This window comes from Pseudomonas sp. TWR1-1-4 (assembly GCF_049897165.1).
GTDB classification, from domain to species: Bacteria; Pseudomonadota; Gammaproteobacteria; order Pseudomonadales; family Pseudomonadaceae; genus Aquipseudomonas; species Aquipseudomonas canadensis.
The window spans coordinates 255439-271968 of record NZ_JAFCVS010000007.1; the positions used below are offsets into that span (position 1 = coordinate 255439).

13 protein-coding genes and 1 riboswitch are annotated in these 16530 nt (G+C 60.6%); of the genes, 7 read left to right on the forward strand and 6 right to left on the reverse strand.

What is annotated here, in order from left to right:
• Nucleotides 1–19: 19 nt before the first annotated feature.
• A riboswitch (yybP-ykoY riboswitch) is annotated at nt 20–141 on the reverse strand.
• Between the two features lie 50 nt (nt 142–191).
• Both ACP7C6_RS23245 and ACP7C6_RS23250 read right to left on the reverse strand, forming a co-directional pair.
• Nucleotides 192–1190, reverse strand: a complete 999-nt coding sequence (locus tag ACP7C6_RS23245; protein ID WP_426109290.1) for a methyltransferase — start codon at nt 1188–1190, stop codon at nt 192–194.
• Nucleotides 1191–1220: 30 nt separating this feature from the next.
• A complete protein-coding gene (locus ACP7C6_RS23250; RefSeq protein WP_236318199.1) occupies nt 1221–2186 on the reverse strand; it encodes a 2-hydroxyacid dehydrogenase in 966 nt (321 codons plus the stop codon).
• A gap of 85 nt (nt 2187–2271) precedes the next feature.
• Between ACP7C6_RS23250 and ACP7C6_RS23255 the strand changes: the two genes are divergently transcribed.
• From ACP7C6_RS23255 to ACP7C6_RS23285, 7 genes are all read left to right on the forward strand, one after another.
• Entirely contained in the window at nt 2272–2904 is a 633-nt protein-coding gene (locus tag ACP7C6_RS23255; RefSeq protein ID WP_016978297.1) for a LysE family translocator, read from the forward strand.
• 131 nt (nt 2905–3035) lie between these two features.
• Entirely contained in the window at nt 3036–4718 is a 1683-nt protein-coding gene (locus tag ACP7C6_RS23260) for a fatty acid--CoA ligase (protein ID WP_123478194.1), read from the forward strand.
• Nucleotides 4719–5051: 333 nt separating this feature from the next.
• Entirely contained in the window at nt 5052–6890 is a 1839-nt protein-coding gene (locus ACP7C6_RS23265; RefSeq protein WP_122686121.1) for a DUF1302 domain-containing protein, read from the forward strand.
• Between the two features lie 28 nt (nt 6891–6918).
• Nucleotides 6919–8283 (forward strand): DUF1329 domain-containing protein, encoded by a 1365-nt coding sequence (locus ACP7C6_RS23270; protein ID WP_122554848.1) that lies wholly within the window; start codon nt 6919–6921, stop codon nt 8281–8283.
• Nucleotides 8284–8532: 249 nt separating this feature from the next.
• Nucleotides 8533–11262, forward strand: coding sequence for a LuxR C-terminal-related transcriptional regulator (locus ACP7C6_RS23275; RefSeq protein ID WP_323989099.1), 2730 nt, complete (start codon nt 8533–8535; stop codon nt 11260–11262).
• Between the two features lie 85 nt (nt 11263–11347).
• Nucleotides 11348–11992, forward strand: coding sequence for an MBL fold metallo-hydrolase (locus ACP7C6_RS23280; RefSeq protein ID WP_028618886.1), 645 nt, complete (start codon nt 11348–11350; stop codon nt 11990–11992).
• Nucleotides 11993–12184: 192 nt separating this feature from the next.
• On the forward strand, nt 12185–12958 hold the full coding sequence (locus ACP7C6_RS23285; protein WP_012722283.1) for an OmpA family lipoprotein: 774 nt from the start codon (nt 12185–12187) through the stop codon (nt 12956–12958).
• Nucleotides 12959–13017: 59 nt separating this feature from the next.
• Here ACP7C6_RS23285 and ACP7C6_RS23290 read toward each other — a convergent pair whose 3' ends face one another.
• The 4 genes from ACP7C6_RS23290 to ACP7C6_RS23305 all read right to left on the reverse strand — a co-directional run bounded on the left by ACP7C6_RS23290 (nt 13018) and on the right by ACP7C6_RS23305 (nt 16464).
• Nucleotides 13018–13599 (reverse strand): BON domain-containing protein, encoded by a 582-nt coding sequence (locus ACP7C6_RS23290; protein WP_012722284.1) that lies wholly within the window; start codon nt 13597–13599, stop codon nt 13018–13020.
• Nucleotides 13596–14189, reverse strand: a complete 594-nt coding sequence (locus tag ACP7C6_RS23295; protein ID WP_007904374.1) for a phosphoheptose isomerase — start codon at nt 14187–14189, stop codon at nt 13596–13598. The genes ACP7C6_RS23290 and ACP7C6_RS23295 overlap by 4 nt, the downstream gene beginning before the upstream one ends.
• 92 nt (nt 14190–14281) lie before the next feature.
• Nucleotides 14282–14653: a YraN family protein gene (locus ACP7C6_RS23300; protein ID WP_073860065.1), complete on the reverse strand. Its 372-nt coding sequence runs from the start codon at nt 14651–14653 to the stop codon at nt 14282–14284.
• Nucleotides 14653–16464, reverse strand: coding sequence for a penicillin-binding protein activator (locus tag ACP7C6_RS23305; protein ID WP_426109291.1), 1812 nt, complete (start codon nt 16462–16464; stop codon nt 14653–14655). The genes ACP7C6_RS23300 and ACP7C6_RS23305 overlap by 1 nt, the downstream gene beginning before the upstream one ends.
• Nucleotides 16465–16530: the final 66 nt, after the last annotated feature.

Here is a 16530-nt window from a genome sequence, read left to right on the forward strand (position 1 = left end):
GCGTGTCATAGGTCTTGTCAAACCCCGGTCCGTCTGTGCGGACTCCTGGGTCGCATACGCCATGGTCTGCTGACCAAGTATGTTGACGTATGCCGGACGAGCGTGGCGCTCGTGGGAGACTACTCCCCTAGGACGGAGCGGATTCTGCCTAGGCAAAATCCATTCGGCAAGCCTTCTTTTTCAAACGCCCGTCAGCCGCGCTTGGCACGGTAGATGCGAAAACCGTTGCCTTCGGCCTTGATCGCGCACACGCCCAAGTGTTCTTCGATCAGCGGTTGGTACTTCAGGAAGCTGTTAGCAACCAGGCGAAGTTCGCCGCCTTTTGCCAGGTGTTTCGCCGCTTTTCGCAGCAGATTCTCAGTGGCGAAATAATCGGTATGCACACCGACATGGAACGGTGGATTGCTCAAAATCGCGTTCAAACCCATCGGTGCCGCGTCGATGCCATCGCCGGTCAATACCTCGGCTTCCAGACCATTGGCGGCCAGGGTCAAGCGACTGCTGGCGGCGGCGAAGGCATCCACGTCGAGCATCGTCACTATGTTGTGCGGGTAGCGACGTTTGACCGCCGCCCCCAGCACGCCGGCGCCACAACCAAAGTCCAGTAGATGGCCGCTTGGCAGCTTGTCCAGGTGCTCCAGCAACAGTTCCGTGCCGCGATCCAGGCGCCCGTGGCTGAACACCCCCGGCAAGCTCACCACCTTCAGCGGGCCCTCGGCCAACGGCACGTCGAAGACCTGCGCGAGGCTCTCCAGCTTAACCGCTTGCGGGGCGTTGACCACAGTGATCTGCCACAGTTGGCAATGCCGCGCGCTGTCGAGTTTGCGCGGTTTGCCGAAGGGGATCAGCTGTTTGGCGGCGCTTTCGATCCCGGCTTTCTTCTCGCCGACCAAAAACAGCTCGGCGCCGGGCAAGCGCGAGGCCACGGCGTTGAGCAGGTAGTCGGTGAGGTCCTTGGACTTGGGCAGGAAGATCACTGCAGTATCAAACGCCTGCTCCGGCACGTTTACGCCGAACTGGCTGCGTTCAGGGAAGCGTGCATCGAGCGCCGCCTGATCGCCGGCATGCCAACACCAGCCGTGAGCGTTGGGCAGACGACCCAGCAGGTCGTCGGCAGGCAACCCCACCAACAGCAGGTTGCCTTGAAAAAGTTCGGCCTGACGAAGCAGTACTTCACTGCGCGGATCCATGGTCTGCTCCTTGAAAAGGGGCGCAGTTTATCAACTGACGACGCGCAGCGGGGCCCCGTTGAAAAAGCCCCGGGCGTTTTCCGCCAGTTGGCCGACGATGCGCTGGCGCGCTTCGCGACTGCCCCAGGCGTTGTGCGGGGTCACGATCAGCCGAGGGATGTCACCGGCCAACAGCGGATTGCCCTCCACCGGCGGTTCCACGCTCAGTACATCGGTGGCCGCGCCGCCCAGATGGCCGCTGCGCAAGGCGTCCGCCAGGGCCTGCTCATTGATCAAACCACCGCGCGCGGTGTTGACCACAAACGCGCCAGGCTTGAGCAGCGCCAGCTCGCGGGCGCCGATAAAGTCGCGGGTGTGTTCGTTGAGCGGGCAGTGCAGGGTGAGTGCGTCCACCTGCGCCAGCAACTCATCCAGCGGCACGCGGTCAGCGCGGGCCGGGCGGCCTGGAATCGCGCCGAGCAGGACACGCATGCCGAACGCTTCAGCCAGTCGCGCGACGGCGCCGCCCAATTCGCCATGGCCGAGCAGGCCGAGGGTCTTGCCTTCCAGTTCCACGATCGGATGGTCCAGCAGGCAGAACTGCTTGGCCTCCTGCCACTTGCCGGCGCTCACGTCTCTTTGGTAATCCTTCAAGCGCGTCGCCAGGTTGAGCAACAGCATGATCGTGTGCTGCGCCACCGACGGCGTGCCATAGCCCTGGCAGTTGCTCACGGTGATGCCATGGGCGCGGGCGGCGTCGAGGTCGACGTTGTTGGTGCCGGTGGCCGACACCAGGATCAGCTTGAGGTCCGGGCAGGCCGCCAAGGTTGCGGTGTTGAGGGCGATCTTGTTGCTGATGACCACGTGGGCACCTTGCACGCGTTCGATCACATTCTGCGGCGTGGTGCCGGTAAACAGCTGCAACTCGCTGAAGGTGTCTCGAAGCTCGCTGAGGTCGAGGTCCCCCAGGTCCAGGGACGGGTGATCAAGGAAGACGGCGCGGCGATTGTTCGTCATCAACTGTACCTTTTGCGACAGGGTTCGAAGGCGTAATCTCCCGAGCCTATCAGATGAAATAATCAGTTACTTAATTGGAGTGAGCATGTACGCCGCCGAATTTTTGACCGTAGCCCTGATTCACTTGTTGGCGGTGGCCAGCCCCGGCCCGGATTTCGCGGTAGTGGTGCGTGAAAGCGTGACCCACGGCCGTCGCGCCGGAACCTGGACTGCGCTGGGCGTCGGCTCGGCGATTTTCCTGCACGTGGGTTATTCGTTGCTCGGTATCGGCTTGATCGTGTCCCAGTCCATCGTGCTGTTCAACGCCCTGAAATGGGCGGCCGCCGCCTACCTGCTGTACATCGGCTTCAAGGCCCTGCGCGCGCAGCCGGCCAAGCCTGTAGCTGAGGGCGAGTTGCATCGCGAAGCGGGCGAGCGCACGCCGCGTGGTGCGTTTACCGCCGGTTTCGTGACCAATGGCTTGAACCCCAAGGCCACGTTGTTCTTCCTGTCGTTGTTCACCGTGGTGATCAACCCCCACACACCGCTAGCGATCCAGGCCGGTTACGGTGTGTACCTGGCAGTGGCGACGGCGCTGTGGTTCTGCCTGGTGGCGATGCTGTTCAGCCAGCAGCGCGTGCGTGCCGGGTTTGCGCGGATGGGCCACTGGTTTGATCGGACCATGGGCGCGGTGTTGATTGCCATCGGCGTGAAACTGGCATTCACCAGCATGAAATAGGCTGGATGCTGGCGCAAAGCTAGCATTCATTGGGGGCTGCAAATCATTCCTTTGGCTGATTTGGCTGAAACATATGCGCTCTACAGTGCAGTTCTTTCAGCCAAGACCGTGCAGTCATAAAAGGGATTCGTATGTTGCAGACCCGTGTTATCCCGCCCGCCGAAGGTGCGTACCAATACCCGCTGTTGATCAAACGCCTGTTGATGTCCGGCACCCGCTATGAAAAGACCCGGGAAATCGTCTACCGCGACAAACTGCGCTACACCTACCCCACCCTGATCGAGCGCGTTGCGCGCCTGGCCAATGTGCTGACTGAAGCGGGCGTGAAGGCCGGTGATACCGTGGCGGTGATGGACTGGGACAGCCACCGTTACCTGGAATGCATGTTTGCCATCCCGATGATTGGCGCGGTGATCCATACCATCAACGTGCGCCTGTCGCCGGAACAGATCCTCTACACCATGAACCACGCCGAAGACCGCTTTGTGCTGGTCAACAGTGAGTTTGTGGGGCTTTACCAGGCAATTGCCGGGCACCTGACCACGGTCGACAAGACCCTGCTGCTCACCGATGGCGAGTCCAAGACCGCCGAGCTGCCCAACCTGGTGGGCGAGTACGAAACACTGCTCGCCGCCGCCAGCCCGAAGTATGACTTCCAGGACTTCGACGAACACTCCGTTGCCACCACCTTCTACACCACTGGCACCACCGGTAACCCCAAGGGCGTGTATTTCACTCACCGCCAGTTGGTGCTGCACACCATCGGTGTGGCGACCATTATGGGCAGCGTCGACAGCGTGCGGTTGCTCGGCACCAATGACGTGTACATGCCGATTACGCCGATGTTCCACGTGCACGCCTGGGGCTTGCCGTACGTGGCGACCATGCTCGGCCTGAAGCAGGTCTACCCTGGCCGCTACGACCCGGAATACCTGGTGGAGCTGTGGCGCAAGGAAAAGGTCACTTTTTCCCACTGCGTGCCGACCATCCTGCAAATGGTGCTCAATGCCAAGGCTGCCCAGGACGTGGATTTCGGTGGCTGGAAAATCGTCATCGGCGGCAGCGCGCTCAATCGTTCGCTGTATGAAGCCTCCAAGGCGCGTGGCATTCAGTTGACCGCCGCGTATGGCATGTCCGAGACCGGGCCGCTGGTGTCCTGCGCCCACCTCAACGAAGAGTTGATGGCTGGCAGCGAGGATGAACGCACGACTTACCGCATCAAGGCCGGCGTGCCCGGGCCGTTGGTGGAAGCCGCGATCATTGATGGCGACGGCAACTTCCTACCGGCCGACGGTGAGTCCCAGGGTGAGCTGGTGCTGCGCGCGCCATGGCTCAGCGAAGGCTATTTCAACGAGCCGCAAAAGGGCGCCGAGCTGTGGGAAGGCGGCTGGATGCACACCGGCGACGTCGCCACGCTGGATGCATTCGGCGTGATCGACATCCGCGACCGCATCAAGGATGTGATCAAGACCGGCGGCGAGTGGATCTCGTCCCTGGCCCTCGAAGACCTGGTCAGCCGCCACCCGGCGGTACGCGAAGTAGCGGTGGTGGGCATTGCCGATCCGCAGTGGGGCGAGCGCCCGTTTGCCTTGCTGGTGGTGCGTGATGGCCATGTGATAGGGGCCCGTGAGCTCAAGGAACACCTCAAGCCGTTCGTGGAGTTGGGCCACTTGAGTAAGTGGGCGATTCCGAGCCAGATTGCCGTTGTTACTGAAATTCCCAAGACGAGTGTAGGAAAACTCGACAAAAAACGTATCCGTATCGACATCATCGAATGGCAGGCCAACAACAGCACCTTCCTGTCCACCCTGTGACGCCCCCCGCCGTGCCCTTTCGGGCACGGCAATGCTCTATCTGGCGCCTTTACTTGTGATTTGCCGATTTTCAGCCATCCTTGCCGCGTCGGCCTTCGCCGACGTGGCGAAAGGGTCGTGGCAGACGGGTCGGTGATGCAAATCACACTTTAGAGGGATCAAGCACTACCCCCTGCTGGCTATAGTCCCTTCCAGAGTTTTTCACGGATGTTCCGCTTCGGGCCATGGGGGCTCGGCTGCCGAGCGGCATTGGAATCGTTGTATTCCGGCCGTTACACGCATCACAGAAAGAACTCACTGCCATAACAATAAAATGCACATGGAGTAGCGTCGATGACCTCAGTAAACCAGTTCTGGCGCCGGGCAAGACTGCCCCTGGCCGTCAGTCTCGCTTCTACGCTCGCCGGGCCCGCATTCGGCGTCAGTTTCAATATCGGTGAAATCGAAGGGAGCTTTGACTCGTCGCTTTCCGTGGGGGCGAGCTGGTCGACGGCCAAGCCCAACAGCGATCTGATCGGCGTCAACAACGGTGGCAAGGGCCTGTCCCAGACCTCCGATGACGGTCACTTGAACTTCAAGCGTGGGGAGACCTTCTCGAAGATTTTCAAGGGCATTCATGACCTGGAACTGAAGTATGGCGATACCGGTGTGTTTGTGCGGGGCAAGTACTGGTATGACTTTGAGCTCAAAGACGAAAGCCGTCCCTTCAAGGACATCAGTGACAACAACCGTAAAGAAGGCGCCAAGTCCTCTGGCGGGCAGATTCTCGATGCGTTCATCTACCACAACTACAACATTGCCGATTTGCCAGGATCGGTGCGGTTCGGCAAGCAGGTAGTAAGCTGGGGTGAAAGTACCTTCATCGGCGGCGGTATCAACTCCATCAACCCGATCGACGTGTCTGCGTTCCGTCGTCCCGGCGCCGAGATCAAGGAAGGCTTGATCCCGGTCAACATGTTCTATGTGTCGCAGACCTTGACCGATAATCTCTCGGCCGAAGCGTTCTATCAGCTTGAGTGGGACCAGACGGTTACCGATAACTGCGGCACGTTCTTCTCCCAGCCCGATGTGATTTCTGACGGTTGCACTGATAATCTGCGCGTGCTGAACAGCCGTCGCACCTTGACTCCAGCCCAACAGGCGGGTCTGAGAGCGTTTGGTGTGGACGTTAACAATGAGGGCGTCCTGGTTCGTCGTGGTCCGGACCGTGACGCTCGTGACAGCGGCCAGTTCGGCGCTGCATTTCATTACAACTATGAGCCGCTGGACACAGAGTTCGGTGCTTATTTCATGAACTACCACAGCCGGGCGCCGATCTTTAGTGCACAAGGCGCGCGACCCTCTGTTTATGCAACGAATAACCCGCTGATTGTCGCAGGCAACTCCAACTACTTCGTCGAGTATCCGGAAGATATCCGCCTCTACGGATTGAGCTTCTCCACCACGCTGCCTACTGGCACTGCCTGGAGTGGCGAGTTGAGCTATCGGCCGAATGCGCCTGTGCAACTGAGCACGACCGACATTCTTTTCGCGGGTGTCACGCCGATTCCTGGTTACGGCAACGCGTCGGTGCTCAAAGGCAAACCCGGCCAGGACCTGCATGGCTACAACCGCAAGGAAGTCACCCAGTTCCAAACCACCTTCACGCACTTCTTCGATCAAGTCATGGGCGCCAGCCGCTTGACCACTGTTGGTGAAATCGGCGTTACCCACGTCGGTGGGCTGGAAAGTAAATCCGAGGCACGTTATGGCCGTGACCCAGTCTTTGGTCCGGGTTCGTTACCTGGGGGGTTCTGCAACGCGCTCAACAACTCCACAGCACAAGGCGGTGGTTTGCCTAATGCCGCCAGCCTGAATACCAACTGCAACAACGACGGTTACACCACCGCCACCTCCTGGGGCTACCGCGCTCGCGCCATCTGGGAATACCCGGACGTGTTCGCAGGCGTCAACCTCAAGCCAAACGTGGCGTGGTCCCACGACGTCAAAGGTTACTCGCCAGGCCCTGGCGGTAACTTCGAAGAAGGTCGCAAGGCGGTCAGCCTGGGCCTGGATGCCGAGTACCAGAATACCTACACCGCCAGCCTGGCCTACACCAACTTCTTTGGTGGCAAGTTCAGTACGGTGGATGACCGCGACTTCGTCGCTTTGAGCTTCGGCGCCAACTTCTAAGCACACTGCATTTCAGGAAGACCAGAACATGAAAATAACCAAAAGTCTGTTGCACGTGGGTGTGCTTGGGCTGTCGATCCTGGCGAGCAATGTCATGGCGGCAGTGTCGGCGGATGAAGCCGCCAAGCTGGGCACGACCCTGACGCCGATGGGCGCCGAAATGGCCGGCAACGCGGCGGGTACTATTCCAAAATGGTCGCCGCTGCCCACCAACGCTGGCGCTGTTGACGCCCGTGGATTCCTGGCCAACCCATACGCCAGTGAACAACCGCAATTCACCATCACCGCGGCGAACGTCGAGCAGTACAAGGACAAGCTGGCGCCGGGGCAGTACGCGATGTTCAAGCGCTACCCGGAAACCTTCAAGATGCCGGTCTACCCGACCCATCGCGGCGCCACGGTGCCAGCGGATGTGTTTGCGGCCATCAAGAAGAACGCCACCACCACCAACCTGGTGTCTGGTGGCAACGGCCTGGAAAATTTCGAAACTGCCGTACCGTTCCCGATTCCAAAAAGCGGCGTGGAAGTGATCTGGAACCACATCACCCGTTATCGCGGTGGCAGCGTGACCCGCCTGGTAACCCAGGCCACACCGCAAACCAATGGCTCGTACAGCCTGGTGTACTTCCGCGACCAGTTCGTATTTCGCGACAAGATGAAAGACTTCGACCCGAAAAATCCGGGCAACGTGCTGTTCTACTTCAAGCAGCAAGTGACTGCGCCGGCACGTCTGGCCGGTGGTGTACTGCTGGTGCACGAAACCCTGGACCAGGTGAAGGAACCGCGTTCGGCGTGGGTCTACAACGCCGGCCAGCGCCGTGTGCGCCGCGCGCCACAAGTGTCCTATGACGGACCTGGCACCGCAGCCGATGGCCTGCGTACCTCCGACAACCTCGATATGTACAACGGTGCTCCGGATCGCTACGACTGGAAGCTGGAGGGCAAGAAAGAAATCTACATCGCCTCCAACAGCTACAAGATCGATGATCCGAAGCTCAAATACGCCGACATCATCAAGGCTGGCCACATCAACCAGGACCTGACCCGCTACGAGCTGCGCCGCGTCTGGCATGTGGTCGCCACCTTGAAGGAAGGCCAGCGCCACATCTATGCCAAGCGTGACTTCTTCATTGACGAAGACACCTGGCAAGCAGCGGTCATCGATCACTACGACGGTCGTGGCCAACTGTGGCGCGTGGCGGAAGCCCATGCCGAGAACTACTACGACAAGCAAGTGCCGTGGTACGCCCTGGAAACCCTCTACGACCTGCAGTCCGGCCGCTATCTGGCGCTGGGCATGAAGAACGAAGAGAAGCAGGCGTATGACTTTGGCTTCACCGCCACCACCAGCGACTTCACCCCGGCGGCGTTGCGCCAGGATGGTGTTCGCTAACCCCAAGCCCCCCAATCTGGGAGCCGCCCCCCTGTAGGAGCTGGCTTGCCAGCGATAGCATCCCCTTGGTGTAACAGACACACCGAGGTGCCTGCATCGCCAGCAAGTCGGCTCCTACTTTTTTGTGGCGAGATTTTTTGTCGCAGTTCTTTTCAGGCAAATGTTGCAAAGATCTACAAACCCGCCGCTTTTACCGCTAGTCTGCGGACATCTGCAATGCCGACAACAGCCTTCTACAAGAGCCCGGCGATGACTGATCTGTCCCGAATCCAAGGGCCTGCCAGTGCGGTAATCCCGACCCTGGAAGGTCGCTTCTACAGGCCACCGCTGCCTGACGGCTATGTGCTGCGCCCGCGCCTGTGCGAACGCCTGAGCGCCGGGCTGGAAGGGCGGTTGCTGCTGGTCAGCGCGCCGGCTGGGTTTGGCAAGAGTTCGTTGGCGGTGGAGTTCTGCCAGAGCCTGCCGGCCCATTGGCAAAGCCTATGGCTGGGCCTCAGCCCACGGGATAACGACCCCGGGCGTTTCCTCGAACGCCTGCTCGACGGCTTGCAGCAATTTTTCCCGCAACTTGGCGCCCAATCCCTGGGCCTGCTGAAAATGCGCCAGCGTCACCAGCCCTTTGCCTTTGAAGAATGGCTCGATGGCCTGCTCGACGAGCTGGCTGTGCACCTGTCCGCCCGTGCGCCGCTGTTGCTGGTGCTGGATGATTACCATCTGGCCCAGGGGCCGGTGCTCGACCGTTGCCTGCAGTTTTTCCTCAATCATTTGCCTGATGGCCTGGTGGTATTGGTCACCAGCCGCCAGCGCCCGGACTGGCATCTGGCGCGACTGCGATTGTCGCGTCATCTGCTGGAGCTGCACGAACAGGACTTGCGCCTGACGCACGACGAATCACTGGCAGTGCTGGATCGCCACAGCAACTCATTGCGTGGCGAAGCGCTGGATAACCTGATCCGTCGCAGCGAAGGCTGGGTTGCCGGCCTGCGCTTCTGGCTGTTGGCCGCCTCCGAGGCCGGCAGCGACGGCGCCTTGCCGCAAAGCCTGCACGGCGGCGAAGGGCTGATTCGCGATTACCTGCTGGAAGAAGTCATCGACTGCCTGCCGACCGAAGTGCAGGCGTTTTTGTACGACACCGCTCCTCAGGACCGATTTTGCAGCGCACTCTGCGACGCGGTGCGTGAAGCCCACGACAGTGCCGAAATCTTGCGTTACCTGCAGGCGCACCAAGTGTTCTTGGTGCCGCTGGACGAGCAGGGGCATTGGTACCGTTATCACCATCTTTTTTCGGACTTGCTGCGCACGCGTCGTGCCAGCAGCAATGTGCTGCCGGCTGCCAGCCTGCACCTGCGCGCGTGCCGCTGGTTCAATGCCCAAGGCTTGATCGATGAAGCGGTGGAGCAGGCGTTGCGCGCCGGTCATCTGGATGTGGCTGCGAATCTGGTACAAAACCTTTCCGAAGAACAGCTGCTGGCCGAGCAGAACGTAGGCATGTTGCTGCGCTGGAAAATGGACTTGCCTGACAGCCTGCTGATCAGCACGCCGCGCTTGATCGTGCTCTACAGCTGGGCTTTGGGCCTGGCCTGCCAGTTGGATGCGGCAGAAGAGCTGTCCAGCTACCTCAGCCGCTTCCTGCCGGCACCGTCGGCCACCGCGCAGAAATCGATGTTGGCCCAGTGGCTGGCTCTGAGCGGGATTATCGCCCGTGGTCGGGGCGATCGCGAGCTGACCCAGCGCTATTGCAGCGAAGCGTTGGAAAGCTTGCCGCAACGGCGTTACGGCCAGCGGTTGATGTGCTTGTCGACCCTGTCCAACCTGGCCATTGTCGATGCCGACCTCTGGCGTGCGCGAGGCCTGAACCGCGAATCCCTGGAGCTGGCGCAGCGCGTCGGCAATCCCTTGTTCGAAGCCCTGGCCCATTACGACCGTGCGCGAGTATTGCAGGCGCGCGGTGAAATCCTGCGTTCCCTGGACGAAGTGCGCCAAGGCCTGCAACGCCTGCACGGCTTGGCGCCGCAGCGCTTGTATGCGGTGCGTGCGCGTTTATCGCTCTACGAGGGTTTTTTGTTGCTGGTGCGGCTCCAGCCCGAAGCCGGGCTCGCCCGTTTGCGCGCCGGTCTTGCTGAAGCGAGGGCTTGCCGCGACATCAGTGTGTTGATCGGCCATTGCGTGATCGCCAATTTCGAAGGGCGCCGCGGTGACTTTGGTGCAGCCTTCGCCGAACTCTCCGAGGCTGAGCGGCTGATGCATATCTGGGATGTGCCGCCGATCTACTACCTGGCAATGATCACCCTGATCAAGTGCGAGCTGTGGCTGGCCCAGGGCCGAACCGACTTGGCTGACGCCTGGTTGACGCGTCTGGGGCAAACCTACAATGGCGAACACGCCGCCGCCGCGCCGGAGTTCCACCCACACCTGCCGCAGCACATCGGGCTTCAACAGGCTGCGTTGGACGCGACTCGCCACCAACCGGCGGCGGCGTTGCAACGTCTCGAAGAGTTGGCAATACAGGCTCATAACAGTGGGCGTCAGATGATCGCGCTGATGGCCCTGACCCAGCGGGTGCAACTGTTGCTGGGGGAGGGGCAGGAGGCAAAGGCGCGTCCAGTATTTGCCCAAGCCCTTGAGGCCGGGGCAGGTGGCGCGTTGCAACCCTTCGAACGATTGCTGGAAACCCACCCGGACTGGATGCGCGAGCAGCTTGCCAAAGATCCCCATGGGCTGCTGAGCCAGAGCCTGCTGGCGCTGTTACCGGCGGTTGCAGTGGTGGAGGCAGCTTCGACTCATGAGACATTGAGCGCCCGAGAGCTGGCGGTGCTGCAATTGATCGCTCAGGGTTGCTCCAATCAGGAGATCAGCAACCGGTTGTTTATCTCACTGCACACGGTCAAGACTCACGCGAGCCATATCAACAGCAAGCTGGGTGTGGAGCGTCGTACCCAGGCGGTGGCGCGGGCGCAGGAACTGAGGTTGATCGGCTAGGGACGCCCCAGTCTGTTTTAATGGCGCAATTGTTCTGGTGATATTCGCCCGGAATCGACATTTCATTTGCACGACAGGACCCCGAATGGAAACCGCCAAGCCGACCCTTATCCGTGAAACCTTCCCCGTCGGCCCCTTGCAGTGCAACTGCACCATCATCGGCGACCCCATCAGCAAAAAGGCCATCGTGGTCGACCCAGGCGGCAACCATGAGCTGATCCTGGCGCGGCTCGATGCCCTGGGATTGAAAGTGGTGAGCATCATCCACACCCATGCCCATCTGGATCACTTCCTGGCGTCCGGCCAGTTGAAGGAGAAGACCGGTGCCACCTTGCACCTGCACAAAGAAGATCAATTCCTTTGGGACAATCTGGAAATGCAATGCCAGATGTTTCGCGTGCCCTATATCCCTGTGCCTTCGCCGGACCGTTGGCTGGAACATGATGAAGAGTTGGCCTGCGGCTGTGGCGTGGCTTTGCACACACCTGGTCACACTCCGGGGTCGATGAGCTTCTGGTTTGCTGATGCCAAGCTGCTGATTGCCGGCGACACACTGTTCCGTCGCGGTATCGGGCGCACCGATTTGTGGGGCGGCGACCAGGCGACCATCGTGCGCTCGATCAAGCAGCGCCTGTACACCCTGGACGAGGGCGCGACGGTGGTGACCGGTCACGGGCCGGATACCCGGCTGGGCGATGAAATGCGCGAGAATCCTTTCGTGCGGGCGTGAAGGAATAATTGCCGGGCAGAGCGCGTTCTATTTCAGGTAAACCTTGTAGCAAAAACTCAGGTCGTGTTCAGGATGCGTCTGCTACGGTTTCTGTAGCCACGGAATTTTTACCGTTTGTCGCGTTCCAAACTCGGCACAGGTCCATTGCCAATGTCCTTTGCACCATAGAATGCAAACGTAGGAGCTCCCTTCATGTTCACTTCGCGTCGTCTGCTTGTTGTCGCTACCGTTGTAGCCCTGTTGTCCGGCTGCGCATCACCTAATCCTTATGACGGCAGCAGCCAGGGACAGGCGAGTAATGAATCCGGCGGGATGAGCAAGACCGCCAAGTACGGCGGCCTGGGTGCCCTCGCCGGTGCATTGGCCGGTGCGGCCATCGATCACAACAACCGTGGCAAGGGCGCGCTGATCGGTGCCGTCGTTGCGGGTGCCGGTGCCGCAGGGTACGGCTACTACGCCGACCAACAGGAAAAGAAACTGCGTGAAAGCATGGCCAACACCGGTGTTGAGGTTCAACGCCAGGGCGACCAGATCAAGCTGATCATGCCGGGCAACATCACCTTCGCGACCAACTCGGACGCGATCTCCAGCAGCTTCTACCAGCCGCTGAACAACCTGGCCAACTCGCTCAAGCAGTTCAACCAGAACACTATCCAGATCGTTGGCTACACCGACAGCACCGGTAGCCGTCAGTTGAACATGGACCTGTCTCAGCGTCGCGCCCAGAGCGTGGCTAACTACCTGACCTCCCAGGGCGTCAACGGCGCCAACCTGAGCGCCCGCGGTGCCGGCCCGGATAACCCGATTGCCAGCAACGCCGACGTCAACGGCCGTGCCCAGAACCGTCGTGTTGAAGTCAACCTCGGCCCGATCCCAGGCCAACAGTACGGCCAGCCAGGAGCCCAGCAACAGGCGCCACAACAGAACAACCAGTTCCAGGGCAATCCGTACTCGCAGTACCAGTAAATATTCGTTAATAAAAAAGGGCGCCGTAAGGCGCCCTTTTTTGTGGCTGTGTCATTACATCAATCGATGTATTCGAACACCTTCACGATTTTCTGCACACCAGACACACCCTGCACCAGGTTGGCTGCACGAGTGGCTTCAGCCTGGGTGAGCAGGCCCATCAGGTAGACGATGCCGTTGTCGGTCACGACCTTGATGCGCGAACCAGGGATCGCGTTATCGGTGAGCATCTGTGCCTTGATCTTGGTAGTCAGCAGTGCGTCGTTGCTGATGGCCAGCAGGGTGATCGGGTCCATCACCTGCAATTCGTTGTGGACCTTTTTCACGCGTTGTACGGCAGCGGCGGCTTGTTCGGCCTGGGCCTTGAGGTCGGCGCGTGGCGTCTGGCCAGCGAGCAGCACAACGCCGTTGAAGCTGGTCACTACGATACGCGAAGCACCGTTGCCCAGATCGGGCGCGGCCTTGGCGACGTTGACTTCAACCTTGGTCTCGATCAGCGAGTCATCGATCTTGCTGCCGAAGGTGCGGGTGCCCTTGTCATCCTGAATAGGGGTGTCGCGTGTTGCAGTGATGGCCGTGCTGCAGCCGCTGATAGCGAGGCACAGGGTGATGGCCAAAAGGCTGAGGCGGTTAACGGTCATTCTTCACTCCCAAACAGTTGGCTGTCGATCAGATCGCACAGGCAGTGGATCGCCAGCAGGTGGACTTCCTGGATACGTGCGGTGACATTGGCCGGGACACGGATCTCAACGTCTTCAGGCAACAGCAGCGAGGCCATTCCACCGCCATCGCGTCCGGTCAATGCTACGACAATCATTTCGCGATCATGTGCGGCCTGGATCGCCTGAATAATATTCGCCGAGTTGCCGCTGGTAGAAATCGCCAGCAGCACATCGCCGGGTTGGCCTAGGGCGCGGATCTGCTTGGAGAAGATTTCGTTGTAGCTGTAGTCGTTGGCGATCGAAGTAATCGTCGACGAATCGGTGGTCAAGGCGATGGCCGGCAGGCTCGGGCGCTCACGCTCGAAGCGGTTGAGCAGCTCGGACGAGAAATGTTGGGCATCGCCGGCCGAACCGCCGTTGCCGCACGAAAGCATTTTGCCCTCGTTGAGCAAGGCATTGACCATGACCTGACTGGCTTGCTCGATGTGCGGTGCAAGTACGTCCATCGCCTGTTGCTTGGTGTCGATGCTGGCCTGGAAAAGCTGGCGAATTCGGGATTGCATGTCCATCTGTGTGACCTTAAGTAGCGCGGCTGTTTGGCACAGGAATGTGCAGCCCGCAAAGCAAAGAGCAAAAGTGTGTGGTGAAGATGTCCGGCGAATCAGCTGTCGAAGGCATCTTTGAGCCAGTTCAGATCAGCCTGACCAGACGGTGTGCTTTCTATGGCAACCACATCGAAACGGCAGGGGGCGTCGGCCCAGCGATGCTCTTCTTGCAGGAAAAACTGCGCGGCGAGTATCAGCTTTTGACGCTTGCGCCCATCAATACTGGCGAGCGCGCCACCCCATTGTGCGTGTTTTCTGTAGCGGACTTCGACGAATACTACTGTATCGCCGTCAAGCATGACCAGATCAAGCTCGCCGCGTTTACACAACCAGTTCTGCGCCAGCAGGCGCAGACCCTGTTGTTGCAAGTGTTTCAGAGCTTGTAGTTCGGCATCCTTGCCGCTTTGTGCGCTGGACCGCTCAGGCATCAGCGTGGGGTGTCCGGCAGGCGCTGGATCTCGCCGCCGACAAACTTGGCCCACGGCATCTGGCGATCAACGCGCTGGTTGGTGCTGATGCCCAGGTTGCCCGAAAGACCGTCAACACGGGTGTCCGGCAGGGCCTTGAGTTGTCCCAGGCGCGGCGCCAGGCGGTAGGCATCGACGCCCATCGCGTACAGGCGGCCGAGGCTGCCATTGGCTTGCGGCCATTGCGCGGCAACCTGATTGCGCAGTGGGTCGGTGGTGTTGAGCAGCCAAGGGGTTTCGCAGAACATCACGTTGGTCATGTCCAGGTACTGATTCTTGTCGCCGCTGGCGCTGAATACGTGAGACGTGGCGTAGACCGGCACATCACCGGCATATTGGAAGTTCAGGGTTGGCTTGATCTGTTGGGCCAGTTGCGGGGTCACGGCCAGGAAGATGAACTCGATGTCCTGGCGACGCGAAGGCTGCGCGGCCACGTCGGTGCCAACGGTGCTTTGCAGGCTTTTGGCGCGGCCTTCGCTTTTGCGCAATTGGAACAAGTCGGCAATCTGCTGGGCCAGTGCGACTGGTTGATCGACGTACTCAACCCCCATGACCTGGCCGCCATTGGCTTCCCAGTCCTGGCGGAAGGCCTTGTAGACACGCTCGCCCCATTCGCCACGCGGCACCATTGCGGCCGCACGGTGCAGGCCGTCGGCACGGGCGCGACGCGAGACTTCGCGGGCTTCGTCTTCTGCGGCCAGGCCGAATTGGAACAGTTGCGCGGGGCCTTGATCGGTCTCGCTGTAGTTCAACGCCAGCGTGGTGATCGGCAGTTGCGGGCGAGCGCTCAACTGTTTGACCAGCGGTTTCTCCAGTGGGCCGACCACCAGTTGCACACCGTCAGCCTGGGCCTTGGCGTAGAAGTCGTCGAGAGAGTTGAGGCGCGAGCTGTCATAGAACTCAATCACCGGCGGCTTCTGCCCGGCTTGTTCAGCCTGGTAGTGCGCAGCCATGAAACCTTCACGCAGTGCCTTGCCGACGGAGGCCAACTGGCCATCCTGTGGCAGCAGCAGGGCGATCTTGGTCAGGGGCTGGCTCGCCAGCTCCTTGAGCTTGGTCAGTGGCATCGGCAATTGCACAGCGGCTGGGTGGCCTGGGTTCTGTGCGCGCCAAGTGTCGATGGCCGCTTGTTGTTGCTCCAGCGTGCCCGCGCCTTTTACCGCCTGGGCCAGGGTGATCCAGCCGTCGAGCGTGGAGTGGCCGCTGGCTTGCAGCTGTTCGGCCGGCAGGGCGGCAATCAGTACCCAGATGGCTTCATGGTTGCTTTTGGCGGCATCGCCTGTGAGCAGTGGGGCCATGGCCACGCGTTCGCGGGCGGCGGCCAAGGTCTGGCCATCGGCTTCATACGCACGGGCGTGCACGCTGCCAGTGCGGATCTGCTGTTCAGGCGGCAGCTCCTTCAGGCTTTGCAGGCTCGGGTGGTTCAGGGCAGTCAACGCGGCCTTGGGCTGGTTGCGCGCCATGGCCAGTTCGGCGGCCAGGGTGCTGGCAAACACTTGCGCGGCTGGCTTGAGGGCATCCAGGGGCACCTGCGCAAGAATCTGCGACGAGCGGCCAGGGTTGTTCTGTTTGTAGGCCATGTCTGCCGCACTCAGGCGCAGCAGCGCGGCCTTTTCTGGCGTCTTGGCGGTGGTGGCCTGTTCGAGCAGTTGCTCGATACTGGCGTCCGGGGTCCGTGGAAGGTCGCCAAGGCTGGACGAGGGCGAGCTGGCACACGCGGCCAGCAAGGCAGCGAGGCAGAGGGCGGAGAGCAGCCGCAGGCAAGCGATCATGTAAGTGTTCCTGATACCGATCAAATTAGCGTGGAATTGTACCCAAGCACTGGCCCAGGCGCGATG